The organism is Acinetobacter sp. YH12040, from assembly GCF_013420005.1.
Taxonomy (GTDB): Bacteria; Pseudomonadota; Gammaproteobacteria; order Pseudomonadales; family Moraxellaceae; genus Acinetobacter; species Acinetobacter amyesii.
In genome coordinates this window covers 246,378-268,394 of the sequence record NZ_VOZB01000004.1, presented here as the reverse complement: position 1 = coordinate 268,394, position 22,017 = coordinate 246,378, and the positions used below count along the sequence as shown (strand labels likewise).

Here is a 22,017-nt window from a genome sequence, read left to right as displayed (position 1 = left end):
CGTTACAGTAATCTCTTGCGAGGGACGCTATAATCCTGTTTCAGAATTTTGAGCTTATTTAGTATAGATTTATGCGGATATTTTTAACTGTTTTGCAGTATGCCTGCATCGCTTTTGCACTTTTCCTTGTTTATCAAGTGTCAACCGCCTTGATCAGCGGCCAATACGATTTAATGGAAGTGGTAGCAGATGTCGGTACCATTTTAATTTGTATCGATTTGGCGGTGTTTTTATTTACCAGTAATGCAAAACAAGGCATTAGCATCGAAGACTATGCGAAACAATTGGAACAAAAGCCGTCAAAATTGGTATATGTCACCCGTAAATTGGGACATTTCGGTATTTTGCTGATCATTACCAGTTGGATTGTACCGATGATTCGCTAATGTATTTTAGTTCAATAAAAAGGATCATCATGTGTTCATGATGATCCTTTTTATGTCATCGGATTTTATTTATCCGAAGAAATTAACCCGTCCAGTTTTTACATCATACACTGCACCAACAATCGCCACTTTACCTTCTTGCACCAACTGCTGTAGCACTTCACTATTTTGCAAAATATAGCGGATGTTGTAATGCACATTCATTTGCGTCACTTGCTCTAAAAATGCCGGACTCAGCGTTTGTGGTTGCATCAATTCGGCAACACGCGATACAGACTCATTGAGTGGCCCCAGCACATATTGAATATGTGGCATACGCGTCAGGCTCTGAATCGATTGACCAGCTAAATGCAACTGACAAGCACTGCTAACCGCACCACAGTCCGTATGACCAAGCACCACGATCACTTTGGCGCCTTTGGCTTCGCAGGCAAATTCTAATGAACCCAAAACTTTTTGCCCCGCGACATTCCCCGCTATACGTAAACTAAATAAATCACCAATTCCAACATCAAAGATCATTTCAGTCGGCGCACGAGAATCCATACAACCTAACACTGCCGCAATCGGATGCTGCCCTTCTTCAGCGGTCACCCGCAGTTGACGATAGATATCTCGTTGCAAACGCTCATTTTGTACAAACCGCTCATTGCCTGCTTTAAGCAAAGCGAGCACGGCCTCTGGGGTCAAACGTTGCTGTAAAGCTGCGGTACTGATATCAATATCTAATGCCGCCTCCTGCGCATCGGCATAATGTGCCTTGAAACCAATCAACTGTACTTGCACTTTACGTTGCGCCGCCTTTTCCTGTTGGTACTCTTGAATGAGTTGGAAAATATCAGCATCCATATCACTCACATGTGTGGCATCAATCACCACTTGTTCGCCGCGATGGATATGTTCCAATGCCGAGATTAATGCCGAACGGTTGAGAAAACTGACTTGTGAAGGCAATTCAATCCGTGTAATCACCCCATGTAAATGATGCTCTTTATACACCTTCAGTCCCTTATTAAAATTGGCGTATAAAATAAAGGCCGCACTACTGGCTAAACCAATCAAGATCCCGACCAATAAGTCTGTGAATAAAATCGCCAGTAAGGTAATGATAAAAGGAATAAATTGTTTCCAACCTTTTAAATACAGCTGTTTAAACAATTTGGGATGTGTCAGTTTAAAACCTGTGAGGATTAAAATTGCAGCTAATGCTGAAAGCGGAATCATATTCATCAAGGGCACTAAACACAGCACGGCAAACAGGAGCAACACGCCATGAAAGATGGCAGAACATTTACTTTTAGCTCCAGCACTGGCATTGACCGAACTACGAACAATCACTGACGTCAGCGGCATCCCGCCTATAGCGCCCGAAACAACATTACCGATACCTTGCGCCCATAACTCTCGGTTGGGGGGTGACGAACGCTTATGCGGATCTAATTTATCTGCTGCTTCCAAATTCAATAAAGTTTCTAATGACGCCACAACCGCCAAAGTAATTGCACCCGTATAAATCAGAGGATTATTTAAAGCGGTCCAATCCGGAAAGATCATCACATTTTGTGGCTGATCCCAAAGGTTAGGAAGTTGGATGAGATTTGATGGATGAACTGCAAAAGACGAGCCACTAAGCACCAACATGGCATTACATAGTGCAGCGAGGACTACAGCAACCAAGGCTGAAGGCAGAACCCAGTTTTTGCATGGACTCTGCTCCCAAAGCAACATCAAGACAATGCTACCTATACCGATCAGAACGGCACCGATATCCCATTGCAAATCGAGCGGCTGTGACTGCCACAGCACAGACCATGAAAATTGGTTCAAGCCAAACAAATAAGGTATTTGACTCCCAATCAAGATCAGCCCGATAGCTGCCAACAAACCCAATATGACATTGTTCGGAATAAAGTTGGCAAAGAAACCGAGCCGAAATATGCCAAATCCAATCTGTAAAATACCGGCAAAAACAATACACAATAAAAAGGCGGCATAGTTGCCGCCCAGTAATTCAAGCTGTACCAAAATGACTGCTGTTAAACCTGCTGCTGGGCCTGCAACACTGATATGTGAGCCACTCAGTACCCCAACTAAAATACCACCGACAATGCCAGCAATAATGCCAGAGAGAATCGGTGCGCCAGAAGCCAATGCAATGCCTAGACATAGTGGTAAAGCCACGAGAAATACCACTGTTCCAGATAAAAAGTCGTGAATATGAAATCGATGTCGTTCAATTTTAGATATCATCATTTTACCGTTTATAATAAATATCAAATAATTAGATGTAAGTATGTAAAGCCTAAAGTTTGTGACCACTTTATGGCGTGACTTATATTGTCTGACAATCGAACGATTCTATAGTGTGTTTTGATACGTGATTTGTGTGATTTTTACACTTTATTGCGAAGTTTAAGATTCAGCTCATTTATCTTTGATAGGCCGTAAAAGAAAATAAAAAAAACCTCCCAAATGGGAGGTTTTTTTAACAGTTCAAGATTACTTCGAACCTTTAATCCCTGCTTGTAATAACAACGCACCTAAACCACCAATTTTATTTTCTTGTGGTTTCGCTGCTTGAGGTTTTTTATGACCTTGTGGGCGGTCGCCTTGCGGACGAGCATGCTGTGGACGTTTCGCATGTGGCTTACGCTCACCACGTTGTTCTTGCTGCGCATTGTCACGACGTGGTTGACGTTGTGGTTTCGCTGCAGCAGCACCTTCTGCACGCATAGACAAGTTGACACGGTTACGTTCAACATCGACATTCAAGACACGAACTTGAACAATTTGACCTGGTTTCACGACTTTGTGCGGATCTGCAACAAATTCATTTGCAAGTTCAGAAATATGCACTAAACCGTCTTGGTGTACACCCACATCCACGAATGCACCGAAGTTAGTCACATTCGTAACCACACCTTCAAGCTGTAAACCTTCAGTCAACTGCGCCACTTCTGTGATGTCTTCACGGAATTTAGCCGTGCGGAACTCTGGACGTGGGTCACGGCCTGGTTTTTCAAGTTCAGATAAAACGTCTTGAATTGTCGGTAGACCAAATTGGTCATTCACAAATTCTTCGGCGTTTACTTGGCGAATAATTTCAGTATTACCAATAATATCTTTGACTGTGGTTGCTTTCGCTGCCACAATTTTTTCTACTAAACCATAAGATTCAGGGTGAACAGCAGAAGCATCCAATGGTTCAGAACCATCTTGAATACGTAAGAAACCTGCTGCTTGTTCAAAGGTACGTTCGCCTAAACGAGGTACTTTCTTCAAACTTTGACGGTTATCAAAACGACCATTTTCTTTGCGGAATTCAACAATTTGCTGTGCAATCGCTTTGTTTAGACCCGCGATATAACCCAAAATTGCAGATGATGCTGTGTTCACATCTACACCAACTGAGTTCACGCAGTCTTCAACTACTGCTTCTAGTGTTTTTGCTAAACCTGTTTGGTTCACGTCATGTTGGTATTGACCTACACCAATCGATTTCGGATCAATTTTCACAAGCTCCGCCAATGGATCTTGTAAACGACGTGCAATCGACACAGCACCGCGAATTGAAACATCCAACTCTGGAAGCTCTTGTGACGCCAATTCAGATGCAGAGTAAACCGATGCACCTGCTTCAGATACTGACACACGAATCAAGTTCAAGTCTGTATTTGCTGCCATCATTTCAGCCACAACAGCTTCAGTTTCACGGCTTGCAGTACCATTACCAATCGCAATTAATTCAACATTGAATTCGCGGCAAAGGCGCGCAAGTTCAGCAACTGAACCTGCTTTATCTTCTTTCGGGGCAAACGGGTAAATAGTGCTGTGTGCAAGAACATCACCTGATGCATTGACAACAGCCAATTTCACACCCGTACGGATGCCAGGGTCTACACCCAAGGTGCAGCGTGCGCCTGCAGGAGCAGAAAGTAATAAATGACGTAGATTTTCAGCAAAGACATCCATCGCTTCAGCTTCAGCAGCCAAACGTTTTTCAGTCAATAATGAATGTTCAATCGCAGGACGAACTTTACCGAGCCAGAACAATTTTGCAGTTTGTTTTAAAAAATCTGCACGCGCTTGTGGCTGAGCTGTTTCTATATTGTATTCAGTTTCAATACGAACCAATGGTGCTTCATCTTCACCATCGACTTTTAAGCCCAAGACATTTTCTTGACGGCCACGGAGCATCGCCAGTAAACGGTGTGAAGGGACTTTGTTTAAGCTTTCAGAAAAATCGAAGTAATCACGGAATTTTTTACCGACTTCCTTTTTCTCATCACTTGCCACTAAACTTTTTAACATTGCTGTTTTTGCAAATGTTGCTTTGAGTTCAGTGGTTAATGGAATATTTTGCGCCCATTCATCAATTAAAATGTGTTGAATCGCATCAAGTTGACTTTCAACATCTGCATAATCTTCATGGCTAAAGCCTGCCAAAGCTTCCGTAGGATCGATTGCTTCATTAAAGATTTTTTCAGCGATTGGGCCTAAACCCGCTTCTTTGGCTTTAAATGATTTACTTGTACGTTTTGGACGGTACGGCGCGTAAATCTCTTCTAAAGCATTTTTCGTTTCTGCTGCATTCACGCGAGCAAGTAAGTCATCAGATAACTTGTTTTGTTCTTTTAGAGATTCGATTACCTTTTCACGGCGCTCAAATAAATCACGCAGGTAAGTCAGACGTGTATCGAGCTGACGTAATTGAGTATCGTCCAGACCTTGCGTCACTTCTTTACGGTAACGTGCGATAAATGGAACACTGGCACCTTCATCAATGAGCTTGATGGCAGCTTCAATTTGATTTGGACGTACGGCAATTTCTTTTGCCAACTGCTGAACTAAGTCAGTCATCGTATTAGATCCCTGCAAGGATAAGTTCTAAAAGCCATGATTATAAAGACCAAGACCATAAAATCCACAATTGTTTTTATAAATTTATTCGTGGTTTTTAATGCCAATTCATCTCAAATACACATTTTTTTACGAAACTGACTATGAAACAGCAAATTAGCGAGACTTAGACAAGCAAACTGATTCGAACAACATGTATACATTTGGTATCTATGTCTTGATTTTAACTGCAATATTTGTTGCTTTAGAGCATAGTAAATTTATATAAATGAATCGTATACTCAAGTGAAATCGACTTTTTGTTTACGATGACAATAAAGAATAAGGAGCACGTCATGAGTTTAGTTGTACCTGCTGAAAAAACAGATGCCGTACAAGCCGAAACCGACCGAGTCGAACGCATTCTGGTTGTCGATGATGATGTGCGTCTACGCACCCTCTTACAACGCTTCCTAGAAGATAAAGGTTTTGTGGTCAAAACCGCACATGATGCGACTCAGATGGATCGTCTGTTGCAGCGGGAACTCTTTTCCCTGATTGTGCTCGACTTTATGTTACCTGTTGAAGATGGCTTGAGTATTTGTCGCCGTCTGCGCCAATCTAGCATCGATACCCCAATCATTATGCTGACCGCTCGTGGTAGCGATTCAGACCGTATTGCAGGACTTGAAGCCGGTGCAGATGACTATTTACCAAAACCATTTAACCCGAATGAGCTATTAGCTCGTATTCGTGCGGTCCTACGTCGCCAAGTGCGTGAAGTTCCGGGCGCACCAAGCCAACAAATGGAAGTGGTGTCTTTTGGTCCGTGGTCACTCGACCTGTCTACTCGTACATTAACCCGTGAAGGTCAAGTCGTCACATTAACCACGGGTGAATTTGCCGTACTCAAAGCATTAGTTCAACACCCTCGTGAACCACTGACACGCGACAAGTTAATGAATCTTGCTCGTGGTCGTGAATGGGGTGCTATGGAGCGTTCAATTGACGTTCAAGTTTCTCGCCTGCGTCGTTTGGTTGAAGAAAACCCGGCACGTGCGCGCTATATTCAAACCGTTTGGGGCGTAGGTTATGTCTTTGTTCCAGATGGTGCTGAATAAGCCATAAAATAAGACCTGAGAATCGAGTCACCGTACCTCTTGTCCGGAAATGCCATTCGCTGCTGTCCGAGCCACTTGAAATTGAATGAATAAAAGTAATGTGCGCGAGTTCAGCGAATGGCAAAAATTTTGGTTACTTTTTTAAAAAGTAACATAACGAACTCCTCCCGAAGAACGTTCCAGCAGTAAGATTCCATCGCAAAGAATAAAAACTGCCTTTCAAAAAATTTGCTTAAAGGATTCTGCGTGAAACTCGAACCCATCGACCCACAGGAATTTACCGACTACGTTACCTACTCCGAAAAAAAACGGACACCTTGGGAACGCTTCCTCGATAAAATCAAACCCCGCTCTGCAGCTATGCGGACCACCGTATTGGTCTTATTTGTGGTGTTTTTTAGCCTGTTTATGTCCTTATGGTTCTTTTGGCGCACACTCTATTTACCCGAAATTCAACAACATGCCCGTTACCTCGCGGTCGAACTTGAAATCATTAACAATCCTGATTTACGGATTTTTCATAACAATGCCGAAGTAGATGTCGACGACTGGATGCGCAACCGTGTCGGGATCGAATATGTGACCGATCCGAAAGAATTCCCCAATGTCAAAGACAAAGTCATTGCAGAGTTCTTTACCAATCAAATTGAAAAGAAACTGGCCAAAGAAATGCGCATTGATAATGCGACCGTGTATTTCCAATTTAAACCTGACCCACGCATCTGGATTCAAACTCCAGAAATGAATGGAAACTGGGTTCGCGAGCCTTTAAAAACCTATGCCAACTATAGCGCAGAGCTGATTTTAGGTTGGTTATTGGGTATTCCGCTGATTGCTGGCATCATTATCTTAACCTTGGTTCGTCAGCTCAACCGTCCACTAAAACGTTTACAAGATGCGGCAAACAACTATAGTAAACAAGGCACTGCTCCTTATTTAGAAACCAACCATGGGCCACAAGAAATCCGTGAAGTAAACCAAGCCTTTAACCACATGGTCTACACGCTGGAACAAACTGAACGTGATCGTCGCATCATGTTGGCCGGTATTTCCCACGATTTGCGTACTCCGCTGACCCGTATTCGACTCAGCGCAGAAATGATGCCTGATGATGACTTCCTAAAAGAAGGTCTGATTTACGATGTTGAAGATATGGATGCAATTCTGAATCAGTTCATTTCGTATATGCGAGATGGCTCTGATGAGGTTCCGCAAGATACTGATTTAAATGCGCTATTGCAGGAATTAGTGATTCAATTTAAACCTTTAGATATTCGCTTTGAACCTCAAGACTTACCGATTATTCAAGCACGTAGCCTGTCGTTAAAACGACTAATAGGCAACTTAATCAATAACTCAAAACGCTATGGTGCCGAGCCGATTGAACTGTCTACCGAATATGAAGGTGACCATATTCAAATTCGCGTTGCCGATAATGGCGAAGGGATTCCTGAAGACCAAATTGAAGACCTGATGCAACCTTTTGTACGTGGTAATGATGCACGTACCATTCAAGGCAGTGGACTCGGTTTAGCCATTGTAAAACGTATTGTGGATATTCACGAAGGTCAACTTTCAATTCACAATCGAGCAGAAGGTGGACTCGAAGCGATCATTTCTTTACCACTGCAAAAACTCGAAAATGATGAAATATTAAACAACAGCCCGTTGGAAAAAATTAAGCAAAGTTTAACTGAACGCTTTTAACAAGCGTTCAAAAAAGCAACGAACAGTTTTGTTTAATCCTTAACCATTGTTATTTTTAACTTTATTATTCAGTATCTTAAAAATCATAATAAAATCTTATACCCACATTTTTTCAAAAAATTAGACCTTAGCCTAACAGGGATGCAAAATGGCTTTTTTGATCGGTACAATCCGTATCAGTTTTGAGAATTTCACGAGAGTATATGATGTCTTTAGATCGCATCCGTTTAGCTGCCCTTCACGACAAAGTTATCAGCGCAGAAAAAGCTGCTGAATTCATTCAGGATGGTATGACGGTAGGTATGAGTGGTTTCACACGCGCAGGTGAAGCGAAAGCTGTACCTTTAGCGTTGGTTCAACAGGCTCATGCTAATCCTCTTAAAATCACCCTAATTACTGGCGCGAGCTTGGGTAACGATTTGGACAAAAAATTGACTGAAGCAGGTGTTCTTGCTCGTCGTTTACCGTTCCAAGTAGACAATACATTACGTAAAGCGATCAACAAAGGCGAAGTAATGTTCATCGATCAGCATTTGTCTGAAACAGTTGAACAAATGCGTAACCTTCAGCTTAAAAAGCCTGATGTAGCAATTATTGAAGCTGTTGCGATCACTGAAGATGGTGGCATCATCCCTACAACTTCTGTAGGTAACTCTGCAAGCTTCGCAATTTTTGCTGAAAAAGTGATTGTTGAAATCAACACCAACTTAAGCCCAGCATTTGAAGGCTTACACGATATTTATATCCCAACATATCGTCCAACACGTCAAGCTATTCCATTGACTCATGTTGACGAACGTATTGGTACACATGCAATCAACATCGATCCTTCAAAAATCGTAGGTATCGTATTTAACAACGAATTGCATGACTCTCCATCTACAGTTACTGCCCCTGATGATGAAACTCAAGGTATTGCAAACCACCTTATCGCTTTCTTTGAAAAAGAAGTCGCTGAAGGTCGTTTACCGAAAAACCTAGGTCCATTACAAGCAGGTATTGGTTCAATTGCAAACGCAGTATTGACTGGTCTTAAAGATTCAAACTTTGAAGACTTGATCATGTACTCTGAAGTACTTCAAGACTGTACATTTGAATTGATCGACGCAGGCAAAATGAAATTTGCTTCAGGTTCCTCTATTACGCTTTCTGCGAAATATGGCGAAAAAGTATTTAATAACCTTGAACAATACAAAGACAAACTTGTATTACGTCCACAAGAAATTTCTAACCACCCAGAACTTGTACGTCGTTTAGGTATCATCGGTATCAACACAGCACTTGAGTTTGACATTTACGGTAATGTGAACTCAACTCACGTTTGCGGTACAAAAATGATGAACGGTATTGGTGGTTCAGGTGACTTCGCACGTAATGCGCACTTGGCGATCTTCGTGACTAAATCAATTGCAAAAGGTGGCGACATTTCTTCTGTTGTTCCATTTGCTTCTCACGTTGACCATGCAGAACACGACGTTGACATCTTGGTTACTGAACAAGGTCTTGCTGACTTACGTGGTCTTGCTCCACGTGAACGTGCTCGTGCTGTAATCGACAACTGTGCACACCCAAGCTACCGTGCAGCATTAAATGATTACTTCGACCGTGCTTGTGCGAAAGGTGGTCAAACACCTCACCTTCTACGTGAAGCATTGTCTTGGCACATCAACTTCGAAGAGAACGGCCATATGTTAGCTGCTCAACCTGAAGTGAAAACGGCTTAATTGACAGTGAAATAAAAAACGCTCTTCGGAGCGTTTTTTTATGGCTTTTATTTTTCAATATGACTTATCAAGTCTGCAAAACTCGACTAATCTAAATTGGTCAAAATACATGCTAAAACAAAAATTATGTTTATTATCCGCCCCTATCTCGAATCTGATTTAGATGATGTGATTGCACTTTGGGAACTGTGTGATCTGACCCGCCCATGGAATAACCCTGAAATTGATATATTTCGAAAATTGGCTCAACGTGATCAATTATTCTTGTTGGCGGTCAAAGATGATCAACTGATTGCAACTGTCATGGGTGGCTATGATGGACACCGAGGCTGGGTCAATTATCTTGCCGTACATCCACATTTTCAACGTAATGGCGTCGCTACCGCCCTCATTCAACAATTAGAAAAACGCTTAATTGCTTTAGGCTGCCCAAAACTTCAATTACTGATTCGCCAAGACAACATTGACGTACAAAATTTTTATGAACAATTGGGCTATGAAGAGGTTGAAGTGATTTGTTTGGGTAAACGTTTAATCACGGATTAATCGTTCGACAAATCTTCATTCAATCCTTGTAACAAAATCAAAAAAAAACGACATTGCGCCATCGAAACAAAAATGGATTGCATTGCTTGGCTTTAAATTTTAGGATTTGCCCCCATCATTTTCCCAGAACATAGAAAAGAGATTTCCCATGCGTGTAGATATCTGGTCAGACGTGGTTTGCCCATTTTGTTATATTGCGAAAAAACGCCTTGAAGCTGCTGCCGAAGAATCGGGTGTAGAGCTTGAAGTGTTTTGGCATAGCTATCAACTTGATGCAGATGCGCCCGCTCGCCTAGAAATTTCTAATACTGAACGTCTAGCTCAAAAATATGGCCGCAGTATTGAAGAAGTAGAGGAAATGCAGCGCAATATTGCCGAAATGGCAAAAGCTGAAGGTATTGAATTTAACTGGCAAAAAGCCAATTCAGGCAATACTTTCAACGCGCACCGCTTGATTCATCTTGCACAAAGCAAAGGTCTCGGCAGTGAAGCCAAAGAAGCTTTCTTCTATAGCTATATGACGCAAGGCTTGGCCATTGGTGAACGTGAAACCTTAGAAGACGTTGCATCTCGTATTGGTCTAAACCCTGTTGAAGTCGATGACTTATTAGACTCAGATGAATTTGCTGATTTCGTCAAATACGACGAAGAAGTAGCACGCGATCAACTTAAAGTTACGGGTGTACCGTTCTTTGTATTTGAGCAACGCATTGCTTTAGCAGGCGCTCAACCGAAAGATGTATTTAAAAAAGTGATGGACAAAGCTGCGGAACTCCCTGAGCTTGCTCCTACACCTGTCTGTAATGATGAAAGCTGTGAAACACCTGAAAAATAATTCAGCGCGTTCAATCAAAAATCCCCGAACTTCGGGGATTTTTTATGATCAGTTTTTAACATCAATAAAATGAAACTTATTCCACCAAGAAGCTGATTTTTAAGTTCACTCGATATTCCGCAATTTTATTGTCTTTCACCACAACTTTTTGTTCATTAATCCATGCACCCTGAACGTTCTTTACGGTTTCAGTGACTTTATTAATTCCCGTTTGGATCGCATCTTCAAAACTTTTTGTGCTACTTGCATTTACTTCAACGACTTTAGCAACAGACATTGTATTTATCCTCATTGTTATGATTTTGAATCTTCATCATATGATTAAGTCACTTATTTTGGTTATTTTTTAAACATCAAAACAGCAAAATATTACATGTCTTACACAGGAGTGAATTCCACTTCGAGGGATTACAAACTGACCATCATTTATTACATGCTTTCTGTTTAAGCCAAGGCCACTACCGATTAGGCTAAAAGCTTCATTCTTCTAACGATCATGCTCGGGAGTAATGTCATGACTATTGAACCTCAAGCAACTTCTGCTGAAACCGAACTATCTACCAATACACCCCCTCAAACAACCACCAATGAGTCCCAAACAGGGAAGAATAGCTTTCTCTCACGTTTTTCTCCGACCGTCAAAGGTGCTGCGATCGGCGCTGTTGCAGGCAGTATTTTGCCTGTTTTTGGTACGATTAGTGGTGCCATTATTGGTGGTATCGCAGGCAAAGTCTATGAAAAGAAATGTGCCAAACATTCATAGATTTTTCATCTATATCTGAGTGATACGCCGCTGTCACTCAGCCACTAAAAACTCTAGAGCAATAACTCTAATAGACTGTTTTATATAAATAAAAATTCATACCGTTTATCTTGCGTTGCCGAATCGATCATTTTTAATTGATTATTTTTTGATATTATTTTCACATAAATTCAAGTGATTAATTTTCTCCCTGACTCAATTTTTGAGTTACTAATGATTGATAGGAATACACAAATGAACGCAATCAAATATGCTATGGTTGTTGCTGTGATGGCGCTTTCTGCAACTGTTTCTGCACAAATCGTTTACGTACCAGATTTTCCAGTAAAAAAAGCTGTAACTGCTGAAACTGCCAATGCAGAGAGCCAAGCTCCAGCTGCTGATACAACTGAAGTTATAACAAACACAGAAAAAAAAGCTTAATTTTTAGCTGATTTTTCCATAAAAAACCGATGGCTCCCACCATCGGTTTTTTATTTTTTGTGCCTTTTATTTGGGCTTTATTCTTTACTTAACATTAAAAATGAACATCTAAAAGCGCTCGATCGCTGATGATGACTTCAAAAAAATTGATCAAACCATACCGCTATATCTTTTGCAAAACCTATCTTTAAGCTAATGATTTGGTATTATTTTTAAACAAAATGCGCATTAATTGTCATATTTAACGCTTAATTTGTAGAAGCTGACATTTATTTCCATGTTTTTTTTAATGAAATCTCTATAATCAAATGAACTAATCGACTTCTTTATTTTTAAATTTACATTGTCCTATGCAAGAACTTCAGGCACTGATACAAGGAAAAATTTCACCGCAGGTTATCGATATTGAACACCTGATTGAATTGGCCAATACATATCGAAACCCGAATTCGGCTGAATATAAATTAGTAGAACTTGCAACCAATATTGTATTGGCTAAATATTTAGAAAAAGCACAAAAAGTCCTTTGGGAAGCGGACAAATGAATTTACAAGAGAAAGTACAATTAATAAAAGAAATCCATGTACTCACCCATCAACTTGAACACCGTGCTTTGAGTTTTTATGAAACTGCGCTTTCTAAACGTCGGATTCATGAAATTTTTGCCTTATGTGACGAACCGATTTTTCAAAAGCAAATATTAAGTTATCGCGCATTAACTGAACCACAGATGGCTGCCACTGAATTTGCCAAACAAACGCCATATTCATGGTTATTTCGTGGCTATTTTAACCATGACGCTGCACTCGAAAGTGCTTTATATCAATATCCAGAGATGGGTTGGGCCTTGCTGCATGACCATGAGTTAGGTTGGCAAGTTTGGATGATTCCAGCCAAACAGCGCACGGCTCTACTCAGTGAATGGGGCAATTTTAGCGAATGCTATGATTGGTTAATTGAACAACAACAGCTATATAAATGTTTAATCAGTGATATCGATCTACGTCTACATGCCGTACGCCTAAAGGACGAAGTCAGCACAGCACCAAGCACTGTTGCAACAAGTGTGGATGTCCTACTGCCAATTGAAGCGATAAATAAAGACGGATCTGTCGATCTAGATCATTGCGATAAGCAAATCAATGAAGCAGATACGTTGCTTGATAACTCAAATACAAATAAACCAGAGCTTTCTGCACCTGATACCGTTCCTCTTGTTCTAATTGAGCAGCCAACACATGCCCCATCGGAGGAAAATCTCAACTCGACAATGGCAGGCGTTGAACTTCCTGAACAGGTTCAAATCGCTCAATATACCGCTCGCGTTCAAACGCTGCAAAACATCGATGCGCAATTGGCCTTGTATGAATTGCAGTTTATAGATCAGCCTGAACTCACAACGCAACTTGATGTTCTATTGCATACGACAGATGGTACAGATTGGAAAAACCAGCCACTGTATTTAGCAGAGCAAATCAATACCGAAGGTCGCTTCATCAAATATCTCTTGTTGTTTGGTGCACAAACGCAAATGGAAGCCATTCGACTCTCTCAACTGTTTTGCCAACAACATCAACATGAAATTGCCGCGATTAAAGTCATGACATGGGACAATCTAGAGCAACTCTGTGCTGCACCTGATCAGCTCTATCAACAGTCTCAGCAGGCTGAAATAATTTGGTCGCAAAACGACTATTATCCATTTATCCCGGCACAGTTAATTCATACGCAAAAATTCATTCATTTTGATGAACCTGAACCGACGCTACATACCCCGCTGTTATTATTACAAGAACGTCAAAAAATACGTTTAATCCACGGTCAAAAACGCATGGCACTCTTGCGTACCGAACAAGCCCTTCCCTATTTGATCCTCCATCGACAGCAAGGTTTAAATTGGCAAAGCATCCAAAATGTGATCCAACAATTGCCTCAACCCATTGATGTGATTTCGCTTTATCAAGCACTTAAGCAAATGACCGAAGATTAATTGCATTTATTTTGTAGTTTGGCTTGCATTTATCCGATAAAAATAACAAAACTACAGATGCAGGATACTCAGATGATAATTAAATAGAGCCAAAACATATGCATAAAAAACAACAGTACTTTATTCGGACTTTGCTTTTTTCCGCATCAATGAGCTTGATGTATCAAGTTGCTTGGGCCAATGAAACTGATGCTGTCGTCAATGAAACTGAGGGTGAACATTCGCAGGATGTGCCTGAAACTGACCAAAATTCATCGTATATCACGCCAAAGACCTATGATTTTTTAGATCAAATTCCACGTTGGATTGATGCAACACCGACCTTCTTACCTGAACAATCAGATCACCCCATTGTTCCGACAATAGAACAAACGGAAAATAATAGCTGGACCGATCGACAACAGAAGAAAGTCCGAAATTGGGCAGATCGAACGGCCGTTCGCATGGATAACTGGTTTGGGCAAAGTGAGCCTGATAAACCAGCCAATGCTACCCTTAGGGTGATTTTAGACAACAGTTGGAATAAGCACGATGAATACGAAATTAAGCCACGTATTCGCGGTAAAATTAAGCTTCCCACTTTAGAAAAAAAATTGAGTGTGGTCTTTGGTGATGACTCACTTGATAATGAATTAGAAAATAATGCTGCAATTACCAATGAAAACCCTGCGGGGCGTAGTGATAAAAATTATGACAATAAGCAAACCCGTGAAGATAACAGTTCACTGGCTTTACGTTGGTCAGAAATTTCAGATCGACTGCCCTTCGAAACTGACGTTGATCTCGGTTTACGTTCTGGTGATGACCTATATGTCCGCTTAAAAGCAGCTAAAAAATGGCAACTCGACAATGATTACAGTTTTTTAGCCGAACAAATTTATCGTTATGGTATCGATAGTAAAAATTATCTAAGAACCAATTTAGAATTAACCCATGCCCGTCCAGGCCAACCCTTTATTTCAAACCAATTCAACCTGACCTATGCAGATGCACAGGATGATGATCTGAAATGGGATAACTTCAGTTACCGCCAACACCAATTTTTTAAAGGTAACCGATTCAACTACGGCCTATATACAGGTGGTTTTTACAATAACGATCAACTGCGTTTAAACAGTTGGGGACCCTATGTATCATGGCGACAGCCCTTTCTGCGCGAATGGTTTTATATCCAAGGTGATCTCAACTACCTCAACAACCATCGTGACGATAAAAGCCACTTTGTGGGCGCTTTAGTGCGCCTTGAAGCCTTGTTCTAGAACCCGCTATTTCACAGCGAATAAAAAGCCCATCTCAACAGGATGGGCTTTTTTTAAATAACTCAGCTTCAATTTTTCTTAATCACACGTACACGATCATTACGTACAATACTTGGCTGTTTTTCAGCGACTTTTTTCACTTTAGGAAAACTATACTGAACACGATCATTTCGCATCACACGGCGACTATCAACAAAAGGGTTGATATCGTATTGTGCGATCTGCTTTGAAACCTGCACACGGTCATCACGCACCATTTTTTGCTTAGCGCTGTCTGCCTGAGCAGATTGCATGAGGCCCATAGACAGCAGCGAGCCCATTACAGCGATCACTAAAATTTTCATCTTAAGATTCCCAATACTTAACGATCGCTATTATAGATTAATTACTTATTTTTAATTTATTTTAAAGATTAAAACATGGACGTTTTTATTCATGTGCTCTATCGAAAAACCAAATAAAAAAACCTCCCGAAGGAGGTTCATTTCATATCTACCGTTACTTCAGCAATAAGCTGTTAATCCGTTTGATGTATTGGGCAGGATCTTCGGGTAAACCGCCTTCAGCAATCAACGCCTGATCAAAAATAACATTTGCTAAGTCATCAAACTGCACCGAACTTTCTAATTTTTGTACCAACGGATGGGATGGATTGATTTCCAAGACTGGTTTTGATTCAGGTACCGCTTGGCCTGCTTGTTTCAGCATACGAACCAGTTGCGGTGACAACTCACCCTCAGCAACCACCAAACACGCAGGAGAGTCCACTAAACGTGTTGTTACACGCACTTCAGAGGTCTTATCTTTTAACGCATCCGACAGTTTTTCAACAACAGGTTTAAACTGCTCAGCAGCTTCCTCAAGTGCTTTCTTCTCTTCAGCATCTTGTAGATCACCCAAATCAACTGCACCCTTTGATACATTCTGTAATGGTGTTCCATCAAACTCAAAAACAAATTCCATCGCCCACTCATCCACTCGTTCAGTCATGAGCAGCACTTCGATACCTTTTTTCTTGAACAATTCAAGTTGTGGTGAGTTTTTCGCAGCATTTAAACTATCAGCAGTCACATAGTAAATTGCCTTTTGGCCTTCTTTCATATTGGCTTTATAGTCTGCAAATGATGTTTTCACTTCATCATTATTTGACGAAGCAAAGCGTAATAATTTTAGAATACGCTCACGATTCGCCATGTCTTCGCCTAAGCCTTCTTTTAAGACTGAACCAAACTCAGCGTAGAATTTTGCAAACTTCTCTTGATCAGCAACATCTTCAGATTTCGCCAAACCATCTAGCACCGTTAAAATACGGCGGGCGTTACCTTCACGAATCGTTTTCACGTCGCGACTTTCTTGTAATAATTCACGGCTTACATTAAGTGGTAAGTCTGCGCTATCAACCACACCTTGAACAAAACGCAAATAATTTGGAATCAAATTATCCGCATCATCCATGATAAATACACGTTTCACATACAGCTTAATTCCTGCTTTAGCTTCACGTGTGAAAATATTACTTGGTGCGCGAGATGGAATATAAAGTAACTGTGTATATTCCGTACTTCCCTCTACACGGTTGTGTGTCCACGCAAGCGGGGCTTCAAAATCATGGCTCAGATTTTTATAAAACTCAGTATATTGTTCTTCACTGATCTCATTTTTATTACGCGTCCATAATGCACTTGCTGAGTTAATCGCTTCCCACTCATCCGTCAGTACATATTGACCAGGTTTTGCTTCTTCGCCTTCGGCAGCTTCCTCTTGTTGCCAAACTTCTTTCTGCATCTCAATTGGCAAACTAATATGATCAGAGTATTTATTAATAATCTGCTTAACTTTGTAACGATCTAAATAATCTAAAGCATCCTCGCGTAAATGCAAAATGATGTCGGTTCCACGTGAAGCCTTATCAATTGGCTCTACATCAAACTCACCTGTACCATTACTAACCCAACGTACCCCTTCAGCAGCATTTACCCCAGCACGACGTGATTCCACTGTAATTTTTTCAGCAACAATAAAACCTGAATAGAAGCCCACACCAAATTGACCAATCAATTGTGCATCTGACTTTTGATCACCCGTAAGCTTCGACATAAAATCTTTAGTGCCAGACTTAGCAATCGTACCCAAATGATCAATCGCTTCTTGTTGTGTCATACCAATACCATTATCCGAAATGGTAATTGTCTTCTGCTCTTTATTTAAATGAATACGCACATGTAAATCTGGATCATTTTCATAATATTCAGGATGGTTAATGCCTTCAAAACGTAATTTATCGCAGGCATCAGATGCGTTTGATACTAACTCACGAAGGAAAATTTCAGGATTTGAATATAAAGAATGTGTTACTAAATGCAGTAACTGAGCCACTTCCGCTTGGAAGCTGTGTTTTTGAGATTGTTGTTCGCTCATCAGTCTCTCCGTTCATACTGAGTAAAATTATCAATTGCCTATATGAATGGAGGGACTTCACTATTTTTCAATAGTGTGAATGGAAAATTTTTATTCTGTCGCACTAAATTTTAAGGTTTAAAAAGGTCCTTGTTTATAAACGCGGTCCATGTAGAGATCCAGTTTTTGCTGCCGCATTTTATATACATCACTTAAACAACTGACATTGTCACGGCACTGATCGCGTAGTTGTAGCCATTTTATTTGTTGATCTTGAATTGCACCACGTGTCCCCATGGGAACCAAATGACGAATAATCGTATAGGTTGTTGCCATTTTGACATCGGCATCATTAATACTCCGGTTATCACAAACCGCATGTTCGGTAATGGTTTTCGCCTTTTTACAATCAAAACTTGCGGCATAACTTGTCGAAATAAAATAAGCACTGCCCAAGACCAGCATACCCTGAATAATTTTTTTCATCGTCTTTTCTCTTCTTCCAACTTGCTGATTTATTTCGACTCTAACAGTTCCACCTTAATTTTCTATTGCCTATTTGTTCAATTCGATCAACTGATGAATGGAATATTCTGCATAAAAAACCCTGCCTAATGGCAGGGTTTTAAGATCAGTTACAGCTTAGAATTTGTAGCTATAACCAATTGTATACACCATAGGATCGATATCTAAATCAAAAGTTTCGACAACTGTTTGAACTTCAGGCTGGATTTGAGCATAACGTGCATCAAAGAATACGCCCCAGTTTTTAGCATCAGCTGGTTGGTAGTTAAAACCAACTTGGCCAGCAAAACCATAAGACTCTTTCACTTTAACCTTTGTGCCTTCTAGCACACCTGAACCATCTTCATCCCAAGCAACAAATGCTGTACCACCCACACCAATGTAAGGTGTAAAGCCAGTTGAATTTTTAAAGTTATATTTCGCAGTAATTGTTGGTGGAAGATGTTTCAATTTAACACCAGCAACTTTTGAACCCGCAGCTGTTACATCCACATCATGACTAATTGGTGTAGCTAATAGTAATTCAGCTGAAATGTTGTCATTAAAGAAATATTCTACAGACGGTGTAAATGCAAACTCATGATCTGCTTTTACATTTAAAGCACCATTAGCAATATCAGTATCTGCAGTTGGAGCAATTACAGAAGCACCAACTTTAACCTGCCATTGACCAGCCATCGCTGAAGCAGACATACCCAATAATGCAATAAGAGCAGCTTGTTTTAACATTTTAAAGCAACCTTCTAGAATGAATAATTAATATTAAACATTAGTATTAAAATTATGCAATAACATTATTTAATAATTTATTACATTATTATATAAGTTATTATTAATTAAATATATTTATTTTAATCATAGTTCAATGCTTGGTTTTATATTTTCACCATTATAATTAATTTATTATTCATAATATACCAACCTTTTTAATCAGAATTAATAAAATGAATTATTTTAATCCAACCAAAATCCTCAGGATTAAATAACAAAAAAGGCGATTATATAATCGCCTTCTTATTTATCTTTGAAAATTTTTAGAGTACCATTGCGGCAATCCAACCAAAGATTATTAATGGAATATTGTAGTGAATGAAGGTCGGTACCACACTATCTTTCATGTGGTCATGCTGACCATCCATATTAAGACCTGATGTTGGCCCTAAAGTTGAGTCTGATGCTGGAGAACCTGCATCTCCCAAAGCTGCTGCTGTACCAATAATGGCAATCGTTGCCGCTGGGCTAAAACCAAATTGAATACAAAGTGGTACATAAATAATGGCCAAAATTGGGATTGTTGAGAATGAAGAACCAATACCTAAGGTAACTAATAACCCAATTAATAACATCCAAAATGCCGCTAAACCTTGGCTGTTTCCAATCCATTCAACTGAAGCTTGTACCAGTGTTGGTACTTGATTCGTAGCCTCAATCACAGATGCAAAGCCTTGCGCAGAAATCATAATGAAACCCACCAGTGCCATCATGCGCATACCACTGATAATGACATCGTCGGCTTCTTTCCACTTAAAGATACCTGCACAGCTTAAGATCGCAACACCAACGAGACCCGCCAAAATCATCGACTCAGATATGACTTGAACAGAAAGCGTAGCAACCACTGCTACCGCAGCCATGATTAAAGTAAATTTAGCGACTTGTGGTTTACCATTTTCATCTGCTTTTACATCAGATGAGATGGTGTGCTGTGATTCCTTAACCTGAACGTCAGCATACTCTCGTGGTTTACGGTAGCTATAAAAAACAGCAATTAATAAGCCAACAAACATCCCAAATACTGGAATTGCCATAGCAGTTGGAATTTGATCATAGCTGATGTTGAAACCGTATGGCTTACCAAAGGTATTGATGTTTTGACCTAAAATATCATTAAGGAAAATAGCACCAAAACCAAAAGGTACCAGCATATAAGTCGCCACAAGACCAAAAGTCAGAACACAAGCAATCAAACGACGGTCAAGTTTTAAATGATTAAATACGCTGAGTAATGGTGGAATTAATACTGGAATAAACGCAATGTGCACTGGAATCACGTTTTGTGAACATACGGCGGCTAAAGCGATAGTAGCGAAAATTACGTATTTCACGCGATTCTGGGCTTTCACATTACTGTTACCTTTGAGTTTAGTAATGAGTTGATAAGCCAGTAAATCTGGCAAACCTGAACGCGCAAGTGCCAAAGCAAATGCCCCCAACACGCCATAAGCAAGTGCGATTTGAGCACCGTTGCCTAAGCCACTATTAAACGCTTCGATGGTGCCATGAATACCAAGGCCAGCTAACAAGCCACCTGTTACTGCACCAATGATCAGTGCAAATACAACAGGCACGCGTGCCAGCGACAGTCCAAACATGACTGTAATTGCGGCAAGAATAGCAAACATAAGAAAAAAGGGAGTCTGACAAAAAACCATATTTTATCAGAATTTGCTCGCTATTTAGCCCCCTATCGATGAAACTGACACTATTGAAAGATTTACTTAAAGCTGCTGTGATTGCGCAAATTGAGCGATGTAACCTGCAATTTTTTCGGGTTGGCTCAGCACAGCCCAATGATTGGCATTGACTTCAACCACCGATAAATCCTCAACCCATTTAGGTAATTCTTTAATGTAGTCTGGACTGACAAAATTATCATGTTTCAACACAATCGCTTGTACAGGACAGACCGCATGACGTTGTCTAGGCTGAGTTAAGCGGGGAATAAAATTAGCACGGTAAAGCGCAATACCGTGTTTACCATCATGCTGAATATTATGATTCAAAGGCAATTCTTGAGTACGTTCTAAATCATTCACAATTTTTCCCCAACGTTCAGCATTCAAAAAATGCCACGCGGTCGGTGCCAAAAATGGTAATTGGAATACCCCGATGTACCATGACTTACTTAATAATTTGAGTAATTTTTTCTGCTGATGCTTAAAGCTATTTCTGAGCAAAAATGCCGCATGATCCAAACATGGCCCAGAAATAGTTGAATAAGACAAAATACGTGAGCGAAATTTTGGCTCAGTTACCGATTCCCAAGATTGGATAGAGCCCCAATCATGCGCGGCCAAATGAAAACTACGCTCGCCTAATACCGCTTGCGTCACACTATCTAAATCAAGTGAAAGTTGTTCTAAACGGTAATCTCGTACTTTACGGGGCACAGAGGACTGCCCTGCACCTCGCACGTCATAGGTGACGATATAAAATTCATTAATAAGATGTTCAATAACCGGTTCCCATACTTCCTGATTATCAGGATAACCATGAACCAAAACCAATGCCGGCTTAGTTTCATCACCCCATGTCTTCACATAGAGCCGTTGTTGATCTGTGGTATTCACCCATTGCGTATTTAGTGGTTGCATTCTTCTTGTCCTTTTATCGATTCCATCGAATTGACGTTTTATTTGTGAACATGGGCAATGTGATCAATGCCACAGTTTGGAAACTCATTTAGTATGCAAAGTTCAGCATAAAAAAAAATTGACCCAGT

20 protein-coding genes are annotated in these 22,017 nt (G+C 40.4%); 11 read left to right on the top strand and 9 right to left on the bottom strand.

Annotated elements, in window-relative coordinates; genetic code table 11:
* Positions 1-71 precede the first annotated feature (71 nt).
* Positions 72-386 carry a hypothetical protein gene (locus FTT99_RS06480; protein WP_078189807.1) on the top strand — a complete coding sequence of 105 codons (315 nt, stop codon included), beginning with the start codon at positions 72-74 and terminating at the stop codon, positions 384-386.
* A gap of 69 nt (positions 387-455) precedes the next feature.
* On the opposite strand, the gene FTT99_RS06475 is transcribed toward FTT99_RS06480, so the two are convergent.
* Together FTT99_RS06475 and FTT99_RS06470 are read right to left on the bottom strand one after the other, a co-directional pair.
* Positions 456-2,636: a SulP family inorganic anion transporter gene (locus FTT99_RS06475; protein ID WP_257229287.1), complete on the bottom strand. Its 2,181-nt coding sequence runs from the start codon at positions 2,634-2,636 to the stop codon at positions 456-458.
* 249 nt (positions 2,637-2,885) lie between these two features.
* On the bottom strand, positions 2,886-5,246 hold the full coding sequence (locus tag FTT99_RS06470; RefSeq protein WP_180161311.1) for a Tex family protein: 2,361 nt from the start codon (positions 5,244-5,246) through the stop codon (positions 2,886-2,888).
* Between the two features lie 335 nt (positions 5,247-5,581).
* Between FTT99_RS06470 and ompR the strand changes: the two genes are divergently transcribed.
* From ompR to FTT99_RS06445, 5 genes are all read left to right on the top strand, one after another.
* Complete coding sequence (gene ompR, locus FTT99_RS06465) at positions 5,582-6,346, top strand: two-component system response regulator OmpR (protein WP_078189809.1); 765 nt, start codon at positions 5,582-5,584, stop codon at positions 6,344-6,346.
* Between the two features lie 246 nt (positions 6,347-6,592).
* Complete coding sequence (locus tag FTT99_RS06460; protein ID WP_180024744.1) at positions 6,593-8,053, top strand: ATP-binding protein; 1,461 nt, start codon at positions 6,593-6,595, stop codon at positions 8,051-8,053.
* 206 nt (positions 8,054-8,259) lie between these two features.
* Positions 8,260-9,777, top strand: a complete 1,518-nt coding sequence (locus tag FTT99_RS06455) for an acetyl-CoA hydrolase/transferase family protein (RefSeq protein ID WP_078192882.1) — start codon at positions 8,260-8,262, stop codon at positions 9,775-9,777.
* Positions 9,778-9,903: 126 nt separating this feature from the next.
* Entirely contained in the window at positions 9,904-10,323 is a 420-nt protein-coding gene (locus tag FTT99_RS06450; protein WP_078189811.1) for a GNAT family acetyltransferase, read from the top strand.
* Between the two features lie 148 nt (positions 10,324-10,471).
* The gene (locus tag FTT99_RS06445; protein WP_111885832.1) at positions 10,472-11,158 is read left to right on the top strand and encodes a DsbA family protein; all 687 of its coding nucleotides are present in this window, start codon (positions 10,472-10,474) and stop codon (positions 11,156-11,158) included.
* Between the two features lie 76 nt (positions 11,159-11,234).
* Here the strand turns inward: FTT99_RS06445 and FTT99_RS06440 are convergent, their stop codons facing one another.
* Positions 11,235-11,435, bottom strand: a complete 201-nt coding sequence (locus tag FTT99_RS06440; RefSeq protein WP_067761311.1) for a dodecin family protein — start codon at positions 11,433-11,435, stop codon at positions 11,235-11,237.
* A gap of 237 nt (positions 11,436-11,672) precedes the next feature.
* Here FTT99_RS06440 and FTT99_RS06435 point away from each other — a divergent pair, with 237 nt between their 5' ends.
* The 5 genes from FTT99_RS06435 to FTT99_RS06415 all read left to right on the top strand — a co-directional run bounded on the left by FTT99_RS06435 (position 11,673) and on the right by FTT99_RS06415 (position 15,593).
* Entirely contained in the window at positions 11,673-11,921 is a 249-nt protein-coding gene (locus FTT99_RS06435) for a glycine zipper domain-containing protein (RefSeq protein WP_078192883.1), read from the top strand.
* A 234-nt stretch (positions 11,922-12,155) separates the two neighbouring features.
* Entirely contained in the window at positions 12,156-12,344 is a 189-nt protein-coding gene (locus tag FTT99_RS06430; RefSeq protein ID WP_180078040.1) for a hypothetical protein, read from the top strand.
* 350 nt (positions 12,345-12,694) lie between these two features.
* Positions 12,695-12,889, top strand: coding sequence for a hypothetical protein (locus FTT99_RS06425; protein WP_180131211.1), 195 nt, complete (start codon positions 12,695-12,697; stop codon positions 12,887-12,889).
* The gene (locus FTT99_RS06420) at positions 12,886-14,334 is read left to right on the top strand and encodes a hypothetical protein (RefSeq protein ID WP_180131208.1); all 1,449 of its coding nucleotides are present in this window, start codon (positions 12,886-12,888) and stop codon (positions 14,332-14,334) included. The genes FTT99_RS06425 and FTT99_RS06420 overlap by 4 nt, the downstream gene beginning before the upstream one ends.
* Positions 14,335-14,432: 98 nt before the next feature.
* Complete coding sequence (locus FTT99_RS06415) at positions 14,433-15,593, top strand: hypothetical protein (protein WP_180131206.1); 1,161 nt, start codon at positions 14,433-14,435, stop codon at positions 15,591-15,593.
* Between the two features lie 68 nt (positions 15,594-15,661).
* On the opposite strand, the gene FTT99_RS06410 is transcribed toward FTT99_RS06415, so the two are convergent.
* The 6 genes from FTT99_RS06410 to FTT99_RS06385 all read right to left on the bottom strand — a co-directional run bounded on the left by FTT99_RS06410 (position 15,662) and on the right by FTT99_RS06385 (position 21,889).
* Complete coding sequence (locus FTT99_RS06410; protein ID WP_180131203.1) at positions 15,662-15,937, bottom strand: hypothetical protein; 276 nt, start codon at positions 15,935-15,937, stop codon at positions 15,662-15,664.
* 154 nt (positions 15,938-16,091) lie between these two features.
* Entirely contained in the window at positions 16,092-18,011 is a 1,920-nt protein-coding gene (gene htpG / locus FTT99_RS06405) for a molecular chaperone HtpG (protein ID WP_180065892.1), read from the bottom strand.
* A gap of 117 nt (positions 18,012-18,128) precedes the next feature.
* Positions 18,129-18,476, bottom strand: a complete 348-nt coding sequence (locus FTT99_RS06400) for a lysozyme inhibitor LprI family protein (RefSeq protein WP_078189819.1) — start codon at positions 18,474-18,476, stop codon at positions 18,129-18,131.
* Between the two features lie 156 nt (positions 18,477-18,632).
* On the bottom strand, positions 18,633-19,244 hold the full coding sequence (locus tag FTT99_RS06395) for an OmpW family protein (RefSeq protein ID WP_111885838.1): 612 nt from the start codon (positions 19,242-19,244) through the stop codon (positions 18,633-18,635).
* Positions 19,245-19,549: 305 nt separating this feature from the next.
* Positions 19,550-20,917 carry a Na+/H+ antiporter family protein gene (locus FTT99_RS06390; RefSeq protein WP_180130415.1) on the bottom strand — a complete coding sequence of 456 codons (1,368 nt, stop codon included), beginning with the start codon at positions 20,915-20,917 and terminating at the stop codon, positions 19,550-19,552.
* Positions 20,918-21,013: 96 nt separating this feature from the next.
* Complete coding sequence (locus FTT99_RS06385; protein WP_180078033.1) at positions 21,014-21,889, bottom strand: alpha/beta fold hydrolase; 876 nt, start codon at positions 21,887-21,889, stop codon at positions 21,014-21,016.
* Between the last annotated feature and the right edge of the window lie 128 nt (positions 21,890-22,017).